Here is a 14488-nt window from a genome sequence, read left to right as displayed (position 1 = left end):
CTCGACCGGCGTCAGTTGCCCGGGCGAATGGTCGCACTGCCCGCCGAGAGCGAGACCTCGATCGTGTTCCGCGCGCCGCCGGACTGATCGACACGAGCGTCGAGAGACCCCGCACTCACGTCCTGGATGATCGAGTACGACTCGTCCGGAACGGTGAGATCGAGGGACCCGGCGCTGACGTCGATGGTCGTCTGCGAGGGCGCCCGCCCGGTCAGCTCGACGTTCAGGTCACCCGCCGCGACGCTGAGGTCCGCCTCGTCGACACCCTCGAGAACGGCATCGGCGCGACCGGCGCTCATGTCGATGCGCAGAGTGCTCGCGGCGCCTTCGATGTCGAGCGCTCCCGCGTTCACCGAGATGTCGAGGGCACCGAAGTCACCCGCCACGTCGAGACTTCCCGCGTCGAGAGTCAGGTCGGCATCGAGTTCAGCATCCCGCAGGCTCTCCGGCAGGGTGAGCACCGCCGACTCGTCGTCACCGAACCAGCTTCCGAACCACCAGCCGAACCGGAACTCCGGGCTGCGGACGACCAGATCGTCCCCGTCACGCTCGAGCGTCCACCCGGGTCCGCGGCTGTTCGTGACCGAGAGCTCCGCCTCGTCGACGTCGCCGAACTCGATGCGCATCGCACCGGCATCCACATCGAGGTCGAGGCCCTGGAGTCCCGAGACGTCCTCTGTCTGCAGTGAGTCGGTGCCCTCGGTCGACGAGGCGACGAGGCCGCCCGTCGCCGCGACGGCGGCCGTGGCACCCGAGCCGAGCAGTGCGATGCCACCCACGATCGCGGTGACGATCATGATCGCCCTGGCTCCCGACGAGGATCCGCCCCCACCGGAGGGACCCTGGGTCGACGAGTCCGGCCCGGTCGCATGAGTGTCGGCGGGCTGTGCATCCGGCGTGGATGCCGGGGGCGGCGTGTACGGCGTGTGGCCGCCCGAGAAGTCGTCGTTCGTGGTCATCGTCCCACTCCTGTCTGTCCGGTCGGCGCCGTGCCGCCCGTGTTCTCGATGTGAGCCAGCGCTGCGAGGACGCGACGGTTGCCCGACTCGCCCTGCTCGAGGCCCAGCTTCTGGAAGATCGCGGTGATGTGCTTCTCGACGCTCGCCTCCGAGAGGAAGAGCAGTGCGGCGATCGCCTGGTTCGACTTCCCCTCGGCGATCAGAGCCAGCACGGTGCGCTCGCGCTCGGTGAGTCGCAGCATCCGGTCGTCGCGGTTGCGCCGCGTGAGCAGCTGCGCCACGACTTCGGGATCGAGCACGGTCGCGCCCTCGGAGATGCGCTGCACGGAACCGAGGAACTCGGCGACGTCGGCCACGCGATCCTTGAGCAGGTAGCCGAGGGGGCCGCCCTGCGCCGCGATCAGGTCGGAGGCGTAGCGCTCCTCGACGTACTGCGAGAGCACGAGCAGCGGGAGTGCGGGATTCGTGTCGCGAAGGTGCAGGGCGGCGCGGATGCCCTCGTCCGTGAACGTCGGCGGCAGCCGCACATCGAGGATGCAGAGCTCGGGGTCGGTGTCGGCGACCGCCTCGTCGAGGCCCTCGATGTCGGGGAGTGCCGCGACCACGCTGTGGCCGGCATCCTCCAGCAGCCGCACGAGACCTTCGCGCAGCAGGACGGAGTCCTCGCAGATCAGGATGCGCATGGCACGTTCACCTCCAGGCTGGTCGGTCCGCCGAGCGGACTCTCGAGACGGAAGGTTCCGCCGGCGGCGAGGATGCGGTTCGCGATGCCGTCGAGGCCACCACCGGGCTGCACCTGGGCGCCGCCCATGCCGTTGTCCTCGACACGGGCCCACAGCACTCCTCCCTCGCGCAGTCGCACCGTCACCCTCGTCTCGCTGGCACGGGAGTGCTTGGCGGCGTTCGTGAGCGACTCGGCGATCGAGAAGTACACCGCGGCCTCAGCCTCGCGACTGCAGCGGCCGTCCATGCGGACGTCGAGACTCACCGGGATGTGCGAGCGGCTGGCGAGAGCAGAGAGAGCGGCGTCGAGTCCGCGGTCGTCGAGTACCGAGGCGTGGATGCCCCGGGCGAGCTGTCGCAGCTCGGTGATCGCCGCCTTGGTCGAGGTGTGGGCTTCGGAGATCAGCTCCTTCGCGGCGGCCGGGTCGTTGTCGATCTTCTGCTGGGCGAGCCCCAGCGTCATCCCGACCGACACCAGTCGCGGCTGGACGCCGTCATGCAGATCCCGCTCGATGCGTGTGCGCTCCAGGTCGGCTGCACGCACCGCACCCTCCCGCTGCGCTGTGCTGGTGCGCACGCGCTCGGTGAGCTCGGCCTCGCGGCTGCGGATCACGACGGCGAGAGAGATCACCCGGTGCAGCAGTGCCAGACCGATCATGCCGGCGATCGAGGCGGCGATCCCGAGGATGCCGATGAGCGGCGCCCAGGTGGCGTCGATCCCCCCACCGCCGAAGGGTCCGATCACGCTGTCGGTGCCCGCCAGGGGAGCGAAGCAGATCACGATCGACCACACCACGCCCCAGGCCAGCCGCAGCACGATCCAGCCGAGGACGGCCGTGATGGCGAAGTTCGCCAGTGCCCTCCACATGCGGCCGTCGATCGCCTGTCGTCCGAGCGCCCTGAGCCACCCGACGAATCCCGGGCGGTCGCGCGGACGCCACCGCAGGGGCGCGATCGGTGTCTTGTAGAGCGCGCCGACCCGAGCGACCTCGAACCAGCCCACGCCGAAGAGCGCGTAGACGAGGCCGACGAGGAGCACGACCCCGACGCCGGCGGCGAAGAGCAGTCCGAGCCCCGTACCGAGGAGTCCCGAGAGAGTCGCGAAGATGAATCCACCGATGACTCCGATGCCCGCCAGATGCAGGATCGTGAGCACGATGCGCAGCGGCGGCTTCGTGGCCGTCGCCGGTGGTGGCGTGGCAGTCTGTGTCGTCATGTCTCCAAGGTACGGCGGCACGGATCACGCCGACACCGAGGCATCCCGACACCCTGATTCGGGTTTTCCCTACCGCGCCGGTGTCGCGCGTGACAGTGCAGGGGGAGCGCGGTGGCAGCCGTTCTGATTCACTGAGCGCATGACCGCACATGAGGGTGAACCGCACGGCTCGGGGCTCGGACAACGACTCAACTGGCTGCGCGCCGGGGTGCTCGGGGCGAACGACGGCATCGTGTCCGTCGCGTCGCTGCTGGTCGGTGTCGCCGGTGCGACCACCGACAACGCCGCACTGCTGACCGCGGGCCTCGCGGGACTCGTGGGCGGGGCCATCTCGATGGCTCTCGGCGAGTACGTCTCGGTGAGCAGCCAGCGCGACAGCGAGCGGGCGCTGATCGCCAAGGAGCGCACCGAGCTGCAGACCATGCCCGAGGCCGAGCTGGCGGAGCTCACCGGCCTCTACCGCGAACGCGGTCTCAGTGAGGAGACAGCGCGTCGGGTCGCGCAGGAGCTCACGGCCCACGACGCCCTCGCAGCCCATCTCGAGGTCGAGCTCGGCATCGATCAGGACGATCTGGTGAATCCCTGGCATGCGGCGCTGTCGTCCGCGGTGGCCTTCACTCTCGGCGCGCTGCTGCCGCTTCTCGCCATTCTGCTCCCGCCGCCCGAGTGGAGGGTTCCCGTCACGTTCGTGGCCGTGCTCCTGGCGCTCGCACTCACCGGAACGGTGTCGGCCCGCATCGGCGGCTCCCCGGCGGGGCGCGCCTCGATACGACTGGTCATCGGCGGGGCCCTCGCGCTTCTCGCCACCTGGCTGATCGGCACACTGCTCGGCACGACGGGAGTCGTCTAGACCCGGCTCTCAGACAGCGAGAAGGGCGGATGCCGAAGCATCCGCCCTTCTGTGCGTCTGTGTGTCGACCGGTCAGTTCGAGGTGAACCCGACCAGGAGCCCGCCCGTCACCTTCACCGCGACGTTGTAGATGCCGGCGACGACCGCGCCGAGCACCGTGAAGACGATCAGATTGAGGATCGAGACGACGGCCGCGAAGGCCATCACCTGGGGAAGACCCGCCAGCTCCGAGATCCGCACCGAGTCACTCGTGATCGTGCCGACGAACTCGTCTGCCTGGTTGAGGACGCCGGTCGCCTGCAGCACGAGGTAGATCAGGAAGAACGACACCATGGTGACGATCGCGAGCGCGACAGCTCCCAGGAAAGAGAGCTTCACTGCGGACCAGAAATCGACGTAGACGAGGCGCAGGCGGACCTGCTTGCCTCCGGTCTTACGCGTGGACTTCTTCGCCAGCTTGTCGGCTACCGTGCTCATGCGTCTGCTTCCTCAGGGTTCTCGGTCGTCTCGGGGGAGGTGGTGGAGGACTCCGCCTCCGCCTCACCCGACGCGTCGTCCTCGGTGAGGCCCCGCTCACCGTTGCGGGCGATGGCGAGGATCCGGTCGGCTTCCGTCGTCCGTGCGAACACCACTCCCATGGTGTCGCGGCCCTTGGCGGGCACCTCGGCCACGGCAGAGCGTACCACCTTGCCGCTGGAGAGAACCACCAAGACCTCGTCGTCCTCCGAGACCATCAGACCACCCGCGAGAGTGCCCCGGTCGTCGTGCAGCTTGGCGACCTTGATGCCGAATCCACCACGTCCCTGGACGCGATATTCCTCGATCGCGGTGCGCTTCGCATAGCCGCCGTCGGTCACGACGAACACGTACTGACCGATGGCTGCGACGGATGCCGACAGCAGACTGTCGCCCTCGCGGAACTTCATTCCCTTGACGCCGGCGGTCGCGCGGCCCATCGGGCGCAGAGCCTCATCGGTCGCGCTGAACCGCACCGACATGCCCTTGCGGCTGATCAGCAGGATGTCGTCCTCGGCGTTGACCATCAGAGCCGAGACGAGCTCGTCCTCGTCGTTCAGACGGATCGCGATGACGCCGCCCTGACGGTTGGTGTCGTAGCTGGCGAGGCTCGTCTTCTTCACGAGGCCGTCGCGCGTCGCGAGCACGAGGTAGTCGGCCACCTCATAGTCGCGGATGTCGAGCACCTGGGCGATGTTCTCATCGGGCTGGAGCGCGAGCAGGTTGGCGACGTGCGTGCCCTTCGCATCGCGACCGGCCTCGGGGACCTCGTAGGTCTTCGCCCGGTAGACGCGACCCTTGTCGGTGAAGAACAGCAGCCAGTGATGCGTGGTCGTCACGAAGAAGTGCTCGACGATGTCGTCCGCGCGCAGCTGAGCGCCCTTGATGCCCTTGCCGCCACGGTGCTGCGACCGGTAGTTGTCGCTGCGCGTGCGCTTGATGTAGCCGGCACGCGTGATGGTGACGACCATCTCCTCCTCGGCGATGAGGTCTTCCATCGACACGTCGCCGTCGAATCCGTGCAGGATGTGCGTGCGACGCTCGTCGCCGAAGCGGTCGACGATCCCGGTGAGCTCATCGCGGATGATGCCGCGCTGCAGGCCCTCGTCGGCGAGGATCGCGTTGTACTCGGCGATGAGCCTCTCGAGCTCGGCCGCCTCGTCGAGGATCTTCTGCCGCTCGAGTGCCGCAAGGCGGCGCAGCTGCATGTCGAGGATGGCCTGCGCCTGGTCGTCATCGATGTCGAGGAGCTTCTTGAGTCCCTCACGAGCATCCTCGACCGTCGCGGAGCGTCGGATCAGCGCGATGACCTCGTCGAGAGCATCCAGTGCCTTGAGGTAGCCGCGCAGGATGTGCATGCGTCGCTCGGCCTTGGCGAGGCGGAACTGCGTGCGGCGGACGATGACCTCGAGCTGGTGGGTGATCCAGTTCGTCACGAAGCCGTCGATCGCGAGGGTGCGGGGCACGCCGTCGACGATCGCGAGCATGTTCGCGCCGAAGTTCTCCTGCAGCTGGGTGTGCTTGTACAGGTTGTTCAGCACGACCTTGGCGACCGCGTCGCGCTTGAGCACGACGACGAGACGCTGACCCGTGCGGTCGGACGACTCGTCGCGGATGTCGGCGATGCCGGTGATCTTGCCGTCACGGGCGAGGTCGCCGATCTTCACGGCGACGTTGTCGGGGTTCACCTGGTACGGCAGCTCGGTCACGACGAGGCAAGTACGACCCTGGATCTCCTCGACGTTCACGACCGCGCGCATGGTGATCGAACCGCGACCGGTCCGGTACGCCTCCTGCACGCCCTTGGTGCCGAGGATCTGCGCGCCGGTCGGGAAGTCCGGCCCGGGGATGCGCTGGATGAGTCCCTCGAGCAGTTCCTCGCGGGGGAGACCCGGGTTGTCGAGCGCCCACAGGGCCGCAGCCGACACCTCACGAAGGTTGTGCGGAGGGATGTTGGTCGCCATTCCGACCGCGATGCCGACCGACCCGTTGACGAGCAGGTTCGGGAATCGCGCGGGCAGGACCGTCGGCTCCTGGGTCTGGCCGTCGTAGTTGTCCTGGAAGTCGACCGTGTCCTCTTCGATGTCCCGCACCATCTCGAGCGCGAGCGGAGCCATCTTGGTCTCGGTGTATCGGGGAGCGGCGGCGCCCATGTTGCCGGGGGAGCCGAAGTTGCCCTGGCCGAGCGCCAGCGGATACCGGAGCGACCACGGCTGCACCAGACGGACGAGGGCGTCGTAGATCGCCGAGTCGCCGTGCGGGTGGTACTGGCCCATGACCTCGCCCACCACACGGGCGCACTTCGAGAACGACTTGTCGGGGCGGAACCCGCCGTCGTACATGCCGTACAGCACGCGCCGGTGCACGGGCTTGAGCCCGTCGCGGACGTCGGGGAGCGCACGGCCGACGATCACGGCCATCGCGTAGTCGAGATAGCTGCGCTGCATCTCGGACTGCAGATCGACCTGATCGATCTTGCCGTGGTCGTGGCCCTCGGTGATGTCGGGGCGTTCTTCGTCAGTCATGTGTCTTCTCTTCGTTGGTTTCCGAGAGCGGCTCGCGACGTGTCGACTCGCTTCGCTCGCTCAACGACCAGGGTCGCTCGCTGCGCTCGCCTGTGTCAGATGTCGAGGAAGCGGACGTCCTTGGCATTGCGCTGGATGAAGCTGCGTCGGGACTCGACGTCCTCACCCATCAGCACGCTGAAGATCTCGTCGGCCGCTGCGGCGTCCTCGATCGTGATCTGGCGGAGGGTGCGGGTGGTGTGATCCATCGTGGTCTCCCACAGCTCCTTCGGGTTCATCTCACCGAGACCCTTGTAGCGCTGGATTCCGGCATCCTTCGGGATCCGCTTGCCGTTGTCGAGCCCGTGCTTCAGCAGAGCATCGCGCTCGGCATCGCTGAACACGTACTCGTGAGCGGAGTTGGTCCACTTGAGGCGGTAGAGCGGCGGCATCGCGAGATACACGAAACCGGCCTCGATGAGCCCGCGCATGTAGCGGAAGAGCAGCGTCAGCAGCAGCGTCGTGATGTGCTGGCCGTCGACGTCGGCATCCGCCATCAGCACGATCTTGTGATAGCGCGCCTTCTCGATGTCGAACTCTTCGCCGATGCCCGTGCCGAAGGCCTGGATCATCGCCTGGACCTCTTTGTTGCCCAGGGCCTTGTCGAGACGCGCGCGCTCGACGTTGAGGATCTTGCCTCGCAGGGCGAGGATCGCCTGGGTGTGCGGGTCGCGACCCTGCACCGCCGAGCCGCCTGCCGAGTCACCCTCGACGAGGAAGATCTCGCTGATCGACGGGTCCTTGCTGGTGCAGTCCTTGAGCTTGTCGGGCATCGCCGCCGATTCGAAGACGCTCTTACGACGAGCCGTCTCACGCGCCTTGCGGGCCGCGAGACGCGCGGTCGCCGCATCGATCGCCTTGCGGATCACGTTCTTGGCCTGGTTCGGGTTGCGGTCGAACCAGTCTCCGAGCTGATCGCCCACGACCTTCTGCACGAAAGCCTTGGCCTCGGTGTTGCCGAGCTTGGTCTTGGTCTGACCCTCGAACTGGGGCTCGCCGAGCTTGATCGAGATGACCGCGGTGAGTCCCTCGCGGACGTCGTCGCCCGAGAGGTTGTCGTCCTTCTCCTTGAGCAGGTTGTTCGCACGCGCGTACTTGTTGACCAGCGTCGTGAGCGCGGCGCGGAAGCCCTCTTCGTGGGTCCCGCCCTCGTGCGTGTTGATCGTGTTCGCGTAGGTGAAGACGTTCTCGGTGTACGAGGTGGTCCACTGCATCGCGACCTCGAGCGAGATCTTGCGCTCGGTGTCCTCGGACTCGAACGCGATGATCTCGTCGTTGACGACCTCGGCGTGGCGCACCTTGTTCAGATACTCGACGTAGTCGACGAGACCGCGCTCGTAGTAGAAGACGTCGCCGGGCTGCTTGACGATCGCCTGGCCGTTCTCCTCGATCTCGTAGGCCGAGGAGGGGCGTTCGTCGGCGAGCTCGATGCGCAGGCCCTTGTTGAGGAAGGCCATCTGCTGGAAGCGCGTGCGCAGGGTGTCGTAATCGAACTCGAGCGTCTCCTGGAAGATCTCGCCGTCCGGCCAGAAGGTGATGGTCGTGCCGGTGGTGTCGGCCGCCTCGCCCTTCTCGAGCTGCTGCTGCGGAACTCCGCCGTCCGCGAAGCTGTGCCGCCAGACGAAGCCCTTCTGCCTGACCTCGACGTCGAACCGGGTCGACAGCGCATTCACGACCGACGAACCGACACCGTGCAGACCGCCCGAGACGGCATAGGCTCCGCCGCCGAACTTTCCGCCGGCATGCAGGATCGTGAGGACGACCTCGACGGTCGACTTCGTCGGGTCGGACGAGTGCGGATCGACGGGGATGCCGCGACCGTTGTCGACGACGCGGACGCCGCCGTCTTCGAGCAGCGTCACCAGGATCGTGTCGGCGTAGCCGGCGAGGGCCTCATCGACCGAGTTGTCGACGATCTCGTAGACCAGGTGGTGCAGACCGCGCGGACCGGTGGATCCGATGTACATTCCGGGGCGCTTCCGGACGGCTTCGAGGCCTTCGAGGATCTGGATCGAGTCGGCACCGTACTCGCCCGGCTGCTTCGCCTTGGGTGCGGGTGCCGACGATCCGGAGTCGGCGACCGTCGAGGGGTCTCCGTTGGTCGATTCCGTCTCGTCAGCGGGGGATTCAGGCGTCATCAGAGAGCATTCTCCACATCGATATCACGAACTCCCAGTCTAGCGGTCTTTCGTGGCGAGATGCGGCTCAGCGGCCACCTGTGGGCCTCTGAGCGTGTCGGACCCCTTGCGTGGTGTCCTACCCGTAGGTATCGCGTGGACCCCGCCCTGGAACGACTCTGGGACCCCATTTCCACGAGGGTACGTCCGGTCCGATGAAGCGAAGATTTTCGACGCCGGCCGACGGATAGCGGCGTCCGATCTCGGTCAGGATCGTGCCTCGCATGAACTGCAGGTTCTTGGCCCAGGCCGTCGAATCGCACTTCACCGTGAGCACACCGCGCTCGAGAGACACCGGTTCGGAGTGCTTCGCGGTGTCCGCTCCCGCGAGGTCGGCCCATTGGCGCACGAGGTCTTCACGGGCGAGGGTCGTCTCCCACCCCGCATCGCGGGTCAGCCTGTCGAGAACCGCGCCCAGCGTGCCCGGATCGCGACCGGGCGTGAAGGGCGCGTTGTCGTCGTCGACCACGACACGGCGCTTCCGCTTCCAGTTCTTCGAGCTGGGCTGCAGTCCGCGCAGACGCAGATAGGTCGCCACGGTCTCCGGGGTTTCCGCGGCGGGAACCGGAGCGATGTCAGTCATCTGTCTCGTCCTTCTCGCTCGCCGGGCTCGTCGTCTCGGGTGCTGTCGCCGCATCCACGGGTTCCGCGCCCCGCGCATCCGTCGGTCCCTGTGGCGACTGGGGCTCGCGGTCGTCGCTGATCGTGCCGGCGGCGATCCTGACGACGTGTGCATGCAGCACCTCGGGGATATCCTCCTCCACCGCGGCGGTGACCACCACCTGCTCGTAGCCGGCGGTCACCGCGGCGAGCCGCTGGCGACGATCGGCATCGAGCTCGGCGAACACGTCGTCGAGGATGAGCACCGGATCGCCCGCGGGCGACTCGCTGCGCAGGAGCTCGGCGGAGGCGAGTCGGAGCGCCAGCGCCACGGACCACGATTCTCCATGTGACGCATAGCCCTTCACCGGAAGGTCGCGAACCCTCAGCACGAGGTCGTCGCGATGCGGACCGGTGAGGGTGAGACCGCGCTCGAGCTCGTTCGGCCGCTTCGCGAGCAGGGCCGCGTGGAACATCTCGGCGCACTGCGCCGTGCTCAGCACCCCGTCGGTGTCGATCGGAGCGGATTCGCCGTCTTCAGGATCTGCGCCGCGCACCGACAGCGCCCATTCCAGCTGCGGACGATGATCCTCACCGGCGATCGCGGCATAGGCCTCGGCGACCGGCTGCTGCAGATCTGCCGCGAGGCGCTGGCGGGCGTTGATGATCTCGGCGCCGAGCGAGACGAGCTTGTCGTCCCAGACGTCGAGGGTGCTGAGTCCCTCACCCTTGATCCCGCGAGCGCGAGCGGACTTGAGCAGGGCGTTGCGCTGCTTGAGTACACGGTCGTAGTCGCCGAGCACCGATGCCATGCGCGGCGTGCGCTGGATCAGCAGCTGGTCGACGAACCGACGACGGGACGAGGGATCGCCTCGGACGATCTGCAGATCTTCGGGGGCGAAGAGCACGACATGCGCATAGCGCGGCAGTTCATTGATCTTGGAGGGAGACCCGTTGATGCGTGCCTTGTTGGCGCCCTGTTTGTTGAGCTGGACCTCGACGAGCACTCGGCGTTCGCCGTGCGAGAGCCGGGCGCGGATGATCGCGTACTCCTGACCGTCGCGTACGAGCGGTGCATCGGAGGACACACGGTGAGAGCCCAGTGTCGCGAGGAAGACCACTGCTTCCGCGAGATTCGTCTTGCCCTGACCGTTGCGACCGACGAGAACGTTCGGGCCGCGGTGCAGGGTGAGTTCGGCGGTCGCATAATTGCGGAAATCGACCAGACTCAGGTGCTCCACAATCACGCTGTCAGCCTACCTTCGGCCTCTGACACTCGGATTCGCGGGCGTCTGCCCGCTCGTGCCGGGTCAGCGAAGCAGCAGGTTCGGCTGCAGCAGGTACTTGAACGAGTCGAGTCCCGCCTGGTCGACCGAGGTCTGGCTCGTGATGAGCACGGGGCTGAGCTTGTTGGCGTTGTCGCTCGAGGTGAACGTCACGCGCACGAATTCGCTCTTGACCGCACCGAGTGCCTCGATGAGGTACTGCGGGTTGAGACCGAGAGTCACCTCGTCACCACCCGACAGGATCGCATCCACCGACTCGGAGGCACGGGCATGCTCGCTGCCGGATGCATCCATCGTCACCCCGTCGCTGGCGAACGTGAACCGCAGCGGAGCGGCCCGGTCGAGGACGAGCGACACACGACGCACCGCCTCGACGAGGTCGGCGGTGTTGACGACCGCGTAGTGGTCGGTCTGCTCCGGGAACAGGCGGCGGACCGGGGGGAAGTTCCCCTTGATGAGCAGCGACGTGACGGTCTTGTTCCCGGCGGTGAAGGCGATGATCTCGCGATCACCGGCACCCGAGAACGCGATCTGGATCGTGCCGGCGTGTCCGAAGGTCTTTCCGACCTCGAGCAGGGTGCGTGCGGGGACGAGTGCCGTGGCTTCGACGGCCTCCCCGTCCCACGGGACGTCGCGCAGCGACACGCGGTAGCGGTCGGTCGCGACCAGGCTGAGGCTCTGACCGGAGACCTCGAGCTGTACACCGGTGAGCACCGGGGTCACGTCGTCGCGCGATGCGGCGAATCCGACCTGCGCGATCGCGGTGCCGAAGTCATCGGCGGGGACGACTCCGGAGGACCCCGAGACCTCGGGGATCGAGGGATATTCCTCGACCGGCATGGCGGCCAGGGTGAAGCGTGCCGATCCGCAGGTGACCGAGATGCTTCCGTCGTCTTCGACGGCGATCTCGATCGGAGCGTTCGGGAGCCGGCTGGCGATGTCGGAGAGCAGTCGACCGTGCACGAGGATCGTGCCCGGATCCTCGACCGTGGCCTCGATGGTCGTGCGAGCCGACGCCTCGTAGTCGAATGCCGAGAGCGTGAGTCCGGAACCGTCGGCCTCGATCAGCACTCCGGCCAGGATCGGCTGAGGATTGCGCTGCGGAAGCAGCTTGACGACGAAGGACACAGCCTCGCTGAAGACATCGCGGTTGACCTGAAACCTCACGGGTGCTCCCTTGTCGTCGTTCTGAGACGCGTCGTCATCGTCCCTGCCGGTGCAGGGCTTCCCATGCTAGCCCCAGAGTCACACGGATCCCTACGCGGATGTGATTCCCGGGGACCGGTCGGGTTTCCACACCGTCTGGTGATCGGATCGCCCCTGGATTGGATTAACTCCTTAACGGTGTTAACAGCTGTGGATACTGTGGATAACTCGGTGGAAAGCAGACGCGAGTAGGGAACTACACGGTTGTCACTTGTGGAATCCCTGAGGATTACGCGGGTGGGGAGCATCCGATGCGATCGGGAGCATGTCGTAGTTATCCACAGGATCGACGATTTCTCCCATGTTCGTCCCGAGCTCATCCCCATCCATCCACAAGTTATCCACATGTGCAAAGTGGCATCGATCCGTTCTTCACACGGCGCGTCGCACGCACGCGAAGGGGGTCACAGCGTCCTCTCGGATGCTGTGACCCCCTTTTCGGAGTCGCGGTGCTCGTTCAGCGACGACCGAGCTGCGTGGTGATCTCGGTCACCTGGTTGTAGATCGAACGGCGTTCCTTCATGAGTTCGCTGATCTTCTTGTACGCGTACATGACGGTCGTGTGATCGCGGTTTCCGAACAGCTGACCGATCTTGGGCAGAGAGAGGCTCGTGCGCTCACGGCACAGATACATGGCGATCTGTCGTGATGTCGCGATCTGCTGCGAACGACTCGAGCCGTACAGGTCGTCGACCGTGAGCTTGAAGTACTGCGCCGTCGCCGTGATGATGTCGGTCGGCGAGATGATGTTGTCCTCTGCCGTGTCGATGATGTCGCGCAGCACGGTCTGGGCGAGGGAGATGTCGAGGGCGGAACGGTTCAGGCTCGCGAACGCGGACACCCGGATCAGGGCGCCTTCGAGCTCGCGGATGTTCGAGGAGACCACCGTGGCGATGTACTCGAGCACCTCGTCGGGGATGTGGAGCGCCTCGCTCTGCGCCTTCTTGCGGAGGATCGCGATGCGCGTCTCGAGGTCGGGCGCCTGCACATCGGTGATGAGGCCCCACTCGAACCGGCTGCGCATGCGGTCTTCGAAGCCGGTCAGGTGCTTCGGGGCCACATCGCTGGTGATGACGACCTGCTTGTTGTGGTCGTGCAGCGTGTTGAAGGTGTGGAAGAAGGCTTCCTGCGTCTCGGCACGACCCTGAAGGAACTGGATGTCGTCGATGAGAAGGATGTCGACGTCGCGATACCGGGCCTGGAATGCGGCGCCGCGGTTGTTCGCGATCGAGTTGATGAAGTCGTTCGTGAACTCCTCGCTCGAGACGTACCGCACCTTCACTCCCGCATAGAGGGACTGTGCGTAATCGCCGATCGCGTGCAGGAGGTGGGTCTTGCCGAGCCCGGAGTCCCCGTAGATGAAGAGCGGGTTGTAGGCCTTGGCCGGCGCTTCGGCCACGGCGACCGCGGCTGCGTGCGCGAAGCGGTTGGACTGGCCGATCACGAAGTTGTCGAAGGTGTACTTCGGGTTGAGCCGCGACTCGTGCCGCATCGGAGTGGGCTGCTCCATGGGCGACTCGATGCGGATGTTCTCCTGCCGCCCGAAGTCCGCGACGGCGATCGGCGCGGTCGGCTGCTCGGCGAGCTCGTGGTTCACCACCACCCGGTACGACGTGACCTCGTCGCCGATGTGCGAAAGAGCCTCCATGATCGGCAGTCGGAGTCTCTTGTTGATCTGCGCTGCGGTGAGGTCGTTCGGCACCTCGAGATAGAGAGTCGCGGCCATGACTCCGGCGGGGACCGCCAGACTCAGGAAACCCTGGAGCTGGGGAGTCACGCGGTCGTCGGCTTCGAGCAGCTCCTGCACCGTGGTCCAGATCGGGACGTCGGGCTGGGCTGGTGAGGACATGACGCTCCGGAGCTGGGGGATCGGGGAGGGTTCGGCGACGGGCGTCTCCCTGTGGATAACTTCGGATGCCACGGTAGTCATCGCGGCTGTGATCGGCAACCTGCCCCGGGAAATCCGCGCGCGTGTTGCGCATACGTGCAGGCCGCAGGTTGTGGATAATGGCTGTGCGGATCGTGCAGGAGGTCCGATGTCCCAGCGCGCAGATTTGCTCTGTGCGCCGTCAGGACGTACCCTTAATCGGTTGACTTATGCCTGAATGGCAGATCCCTATGTCTCCGGTCAAAATGATCCCGGTGGCAGCTTTCCCCGGAGTGATTTCATGAGCAAGCGCACCTTCCAGCCCAACAACCGTCGTCGTGCCAAGAAGCACGGTTTCCGTCTTCGCATGCGCACCCGCGCCGGCCGCGCGATCCTGTCGGCTCGCCGCGCGAAGGGCCGCACCGAGCTCTCCGCGTAAACCGCTGTGCTCGCCCGCCCGTATCGCCTGACCCGCGGCAGCGACTATCGACTGGTCGTTCGACGTGGGACACGTTGTGGCGGGG

12 protein-coding genes are annotated in these 14488 nt (G+C 66.4%); 2 read left to right on the top strand and 10 right to left on the bottom strand.

Annotated features, from left to right (window positions below; genetic code table 11):
- Positions 1-11: 11 nt before the first annotated feature.
- Genes RTM68_RS03200 through RTM68_RS03190 form a run of 3 tightly spaced genes read right to left on the bottom strand, consistent with a single transcriptional unit; the run spans position 12 to position 2898 of the window.
- Positions 12-959 carry a hypothetical protein gene (locus RTM68_RS03200; protein ID WP_312168170.1) on the bottom strand — a complete coding sequence of 316 codons (948 nt, stop codon included), beginning with the start codon at positions 957-959 and terminating at the stop codon, positions 12-14.
- Positions 956-1642 (bottom strand): response regulator transcription factor, encoded by a 687-nt coding sequence (locus tag RTM68_RS03195; RefSeq protein WP_312168168.1) that lies wholly within the window; start codon positions 1640-1642, stop codon positions 956-958. Before RTM68_RS03195 ends, RTM68_RS03200 begins: the two co-directional genes overlap by 4 nt.
- On the bottom strand, positions 1630-2898 hold the full coding sequence (locus RTM68_RS03190; protein WP_312168165.1) for a histidine kinase: 1269 nt from the start codon (positions 2896-2898) through the stop codon (positions 1630-1632). Before RTM68_RS03190 ends, RTM68_RS03195 begins: the two co-directional genes overlap by 13 nt.
- Positions 2899-3037: 139 nt before the next feature.
- On the opposite strand from RTM68_RS03190, the gene RTM68_RS03185 reads away from it, so the two are divergent.
- Positions 3038-3748, top strand: a complete 711-nt coding sequence (locus tag RTM68_RS03185; protein WP_312168163.1) for a VIT family protein — start codon at positions 3038-3040, stop codon at positions 3746-3748.
- A gap of 72 nt (positions 3749-3820) precedes the next feature.
- Here RTM68_RS03185 and RTM68_RS03180 read toward each other — a convergent pair whose 3' ends face one another.
- The 7 genes from RTM68_RS03180 to dnaA form a co-directional block, all read right to left on the bottom strand.
- Complete coding sequence (locus tag RTM68_RS03180; RefSeq protein ID WP_312168162.1) at positions 3821-4225, bottom strand: DUF3566 domain-containing protein; 405 nt, start codon at positions 4223-4225, stop codon at positions 3821-3823.
- Entirely contained in the window at positions 4222-6789 is a 2568-nt protein-coding gene (gene gyrA / locus RTM68_RS03175) for a DNA gyrase subunit A (RefSeq protein WP_194764383.1), read from the bottom strand. The genes RTM68_RS03180 and gyrA overlap by 4 nt, the downstream gene beginning before the upstream one ends.
- A 95-nt stretch (positions 6790-6884) precedes the next feature.
- Positions 6885-8966, bottom strand: a complete 2082-nt coding sequence (gyrB, locus tag RTM68_RS03170) for a DNA topoisomerase (ATP-hydrolyzing) subunit B (RefSeq protein ID WP_194764382.1) — start codon at positions 8964-8966, stop codon at positions 6885-6887.
- Between the two features lie 118 nt (positions 8967-9084).
- Positions 9085-9588 (bottom strand): DciA family protein, encoded by a 504-nt coding sequence (locus RTM68_RS03165; protein ID WP_312168156.1) that lies wholly within the window; start codon positions 9586-9588, stop codon positions 9085-9087.
- Entirely contained in the window at positions 9581-10852 is a 1272-nt protein-coding gene (gene recF, locus RTM68_RS03160) for a DNA replication/repair protein RecF (RefSeq protein ID WP_312168155.1), read from the bottom strand. The genes RTM68_RS03165 and recF overlap by 8 nt, the downstream gene beginning before the upstream one ends.
- A 63-nt stretch (positions 10853-10915) precedes the next feature.
- Positions 10916-12058: a DNA polymerase III subunit beta gene (gene dnaN / locus RTM68_RS03155; RefSeq protein WP_194764379.1), complete on the bottom strand. Its 1143-nt coding sequence runs from the start codon at positions 12056-12058 to the stop codon at positions 10916-10918.
- Between the two features lie 496 nt (positions 12059-12554).
- Positions 12555-13946: a chromosomal replication initiator protein DnaA gene (gene dnaA / locus RTM68_RS03150; protein WP_312168152.1), complete on the bottom strand. Its 1392-nt coding sequence runs from the start codon at positions 13944-13946 to the stop codon at positions 12555-12557.
- A gap of 319 nt (positions 13947-14265) precedes the next feature.
- Here dnaA and rpmH point away from each other — a divergent pair, with 319 nt between their 5' ends.
- Entirely contained in the window at positions 14266-14403 is a 138-nt protein-coding gene (gene rpmH, locus RTM68_RS03145; protein WP_022889115.1) for a 50S ribosomal protein L34, read from the top strand.
- The last annotated feature ends 85 nt before the right edge of the window (positions 14404-14488 follow it).

The organism is Microbacterium sp., from assembly GCF_031988965.1.
Classification (GTDB): Bacteria; Actinomycetota; Actinomycetes; order Actinomycetales; family Microbacteriaceae; genus Microbacterium.
Note: the sequence above shows the minus strand (reverse complement) of the source record. Positions and strands in the feature narration are given on the sequence as shown.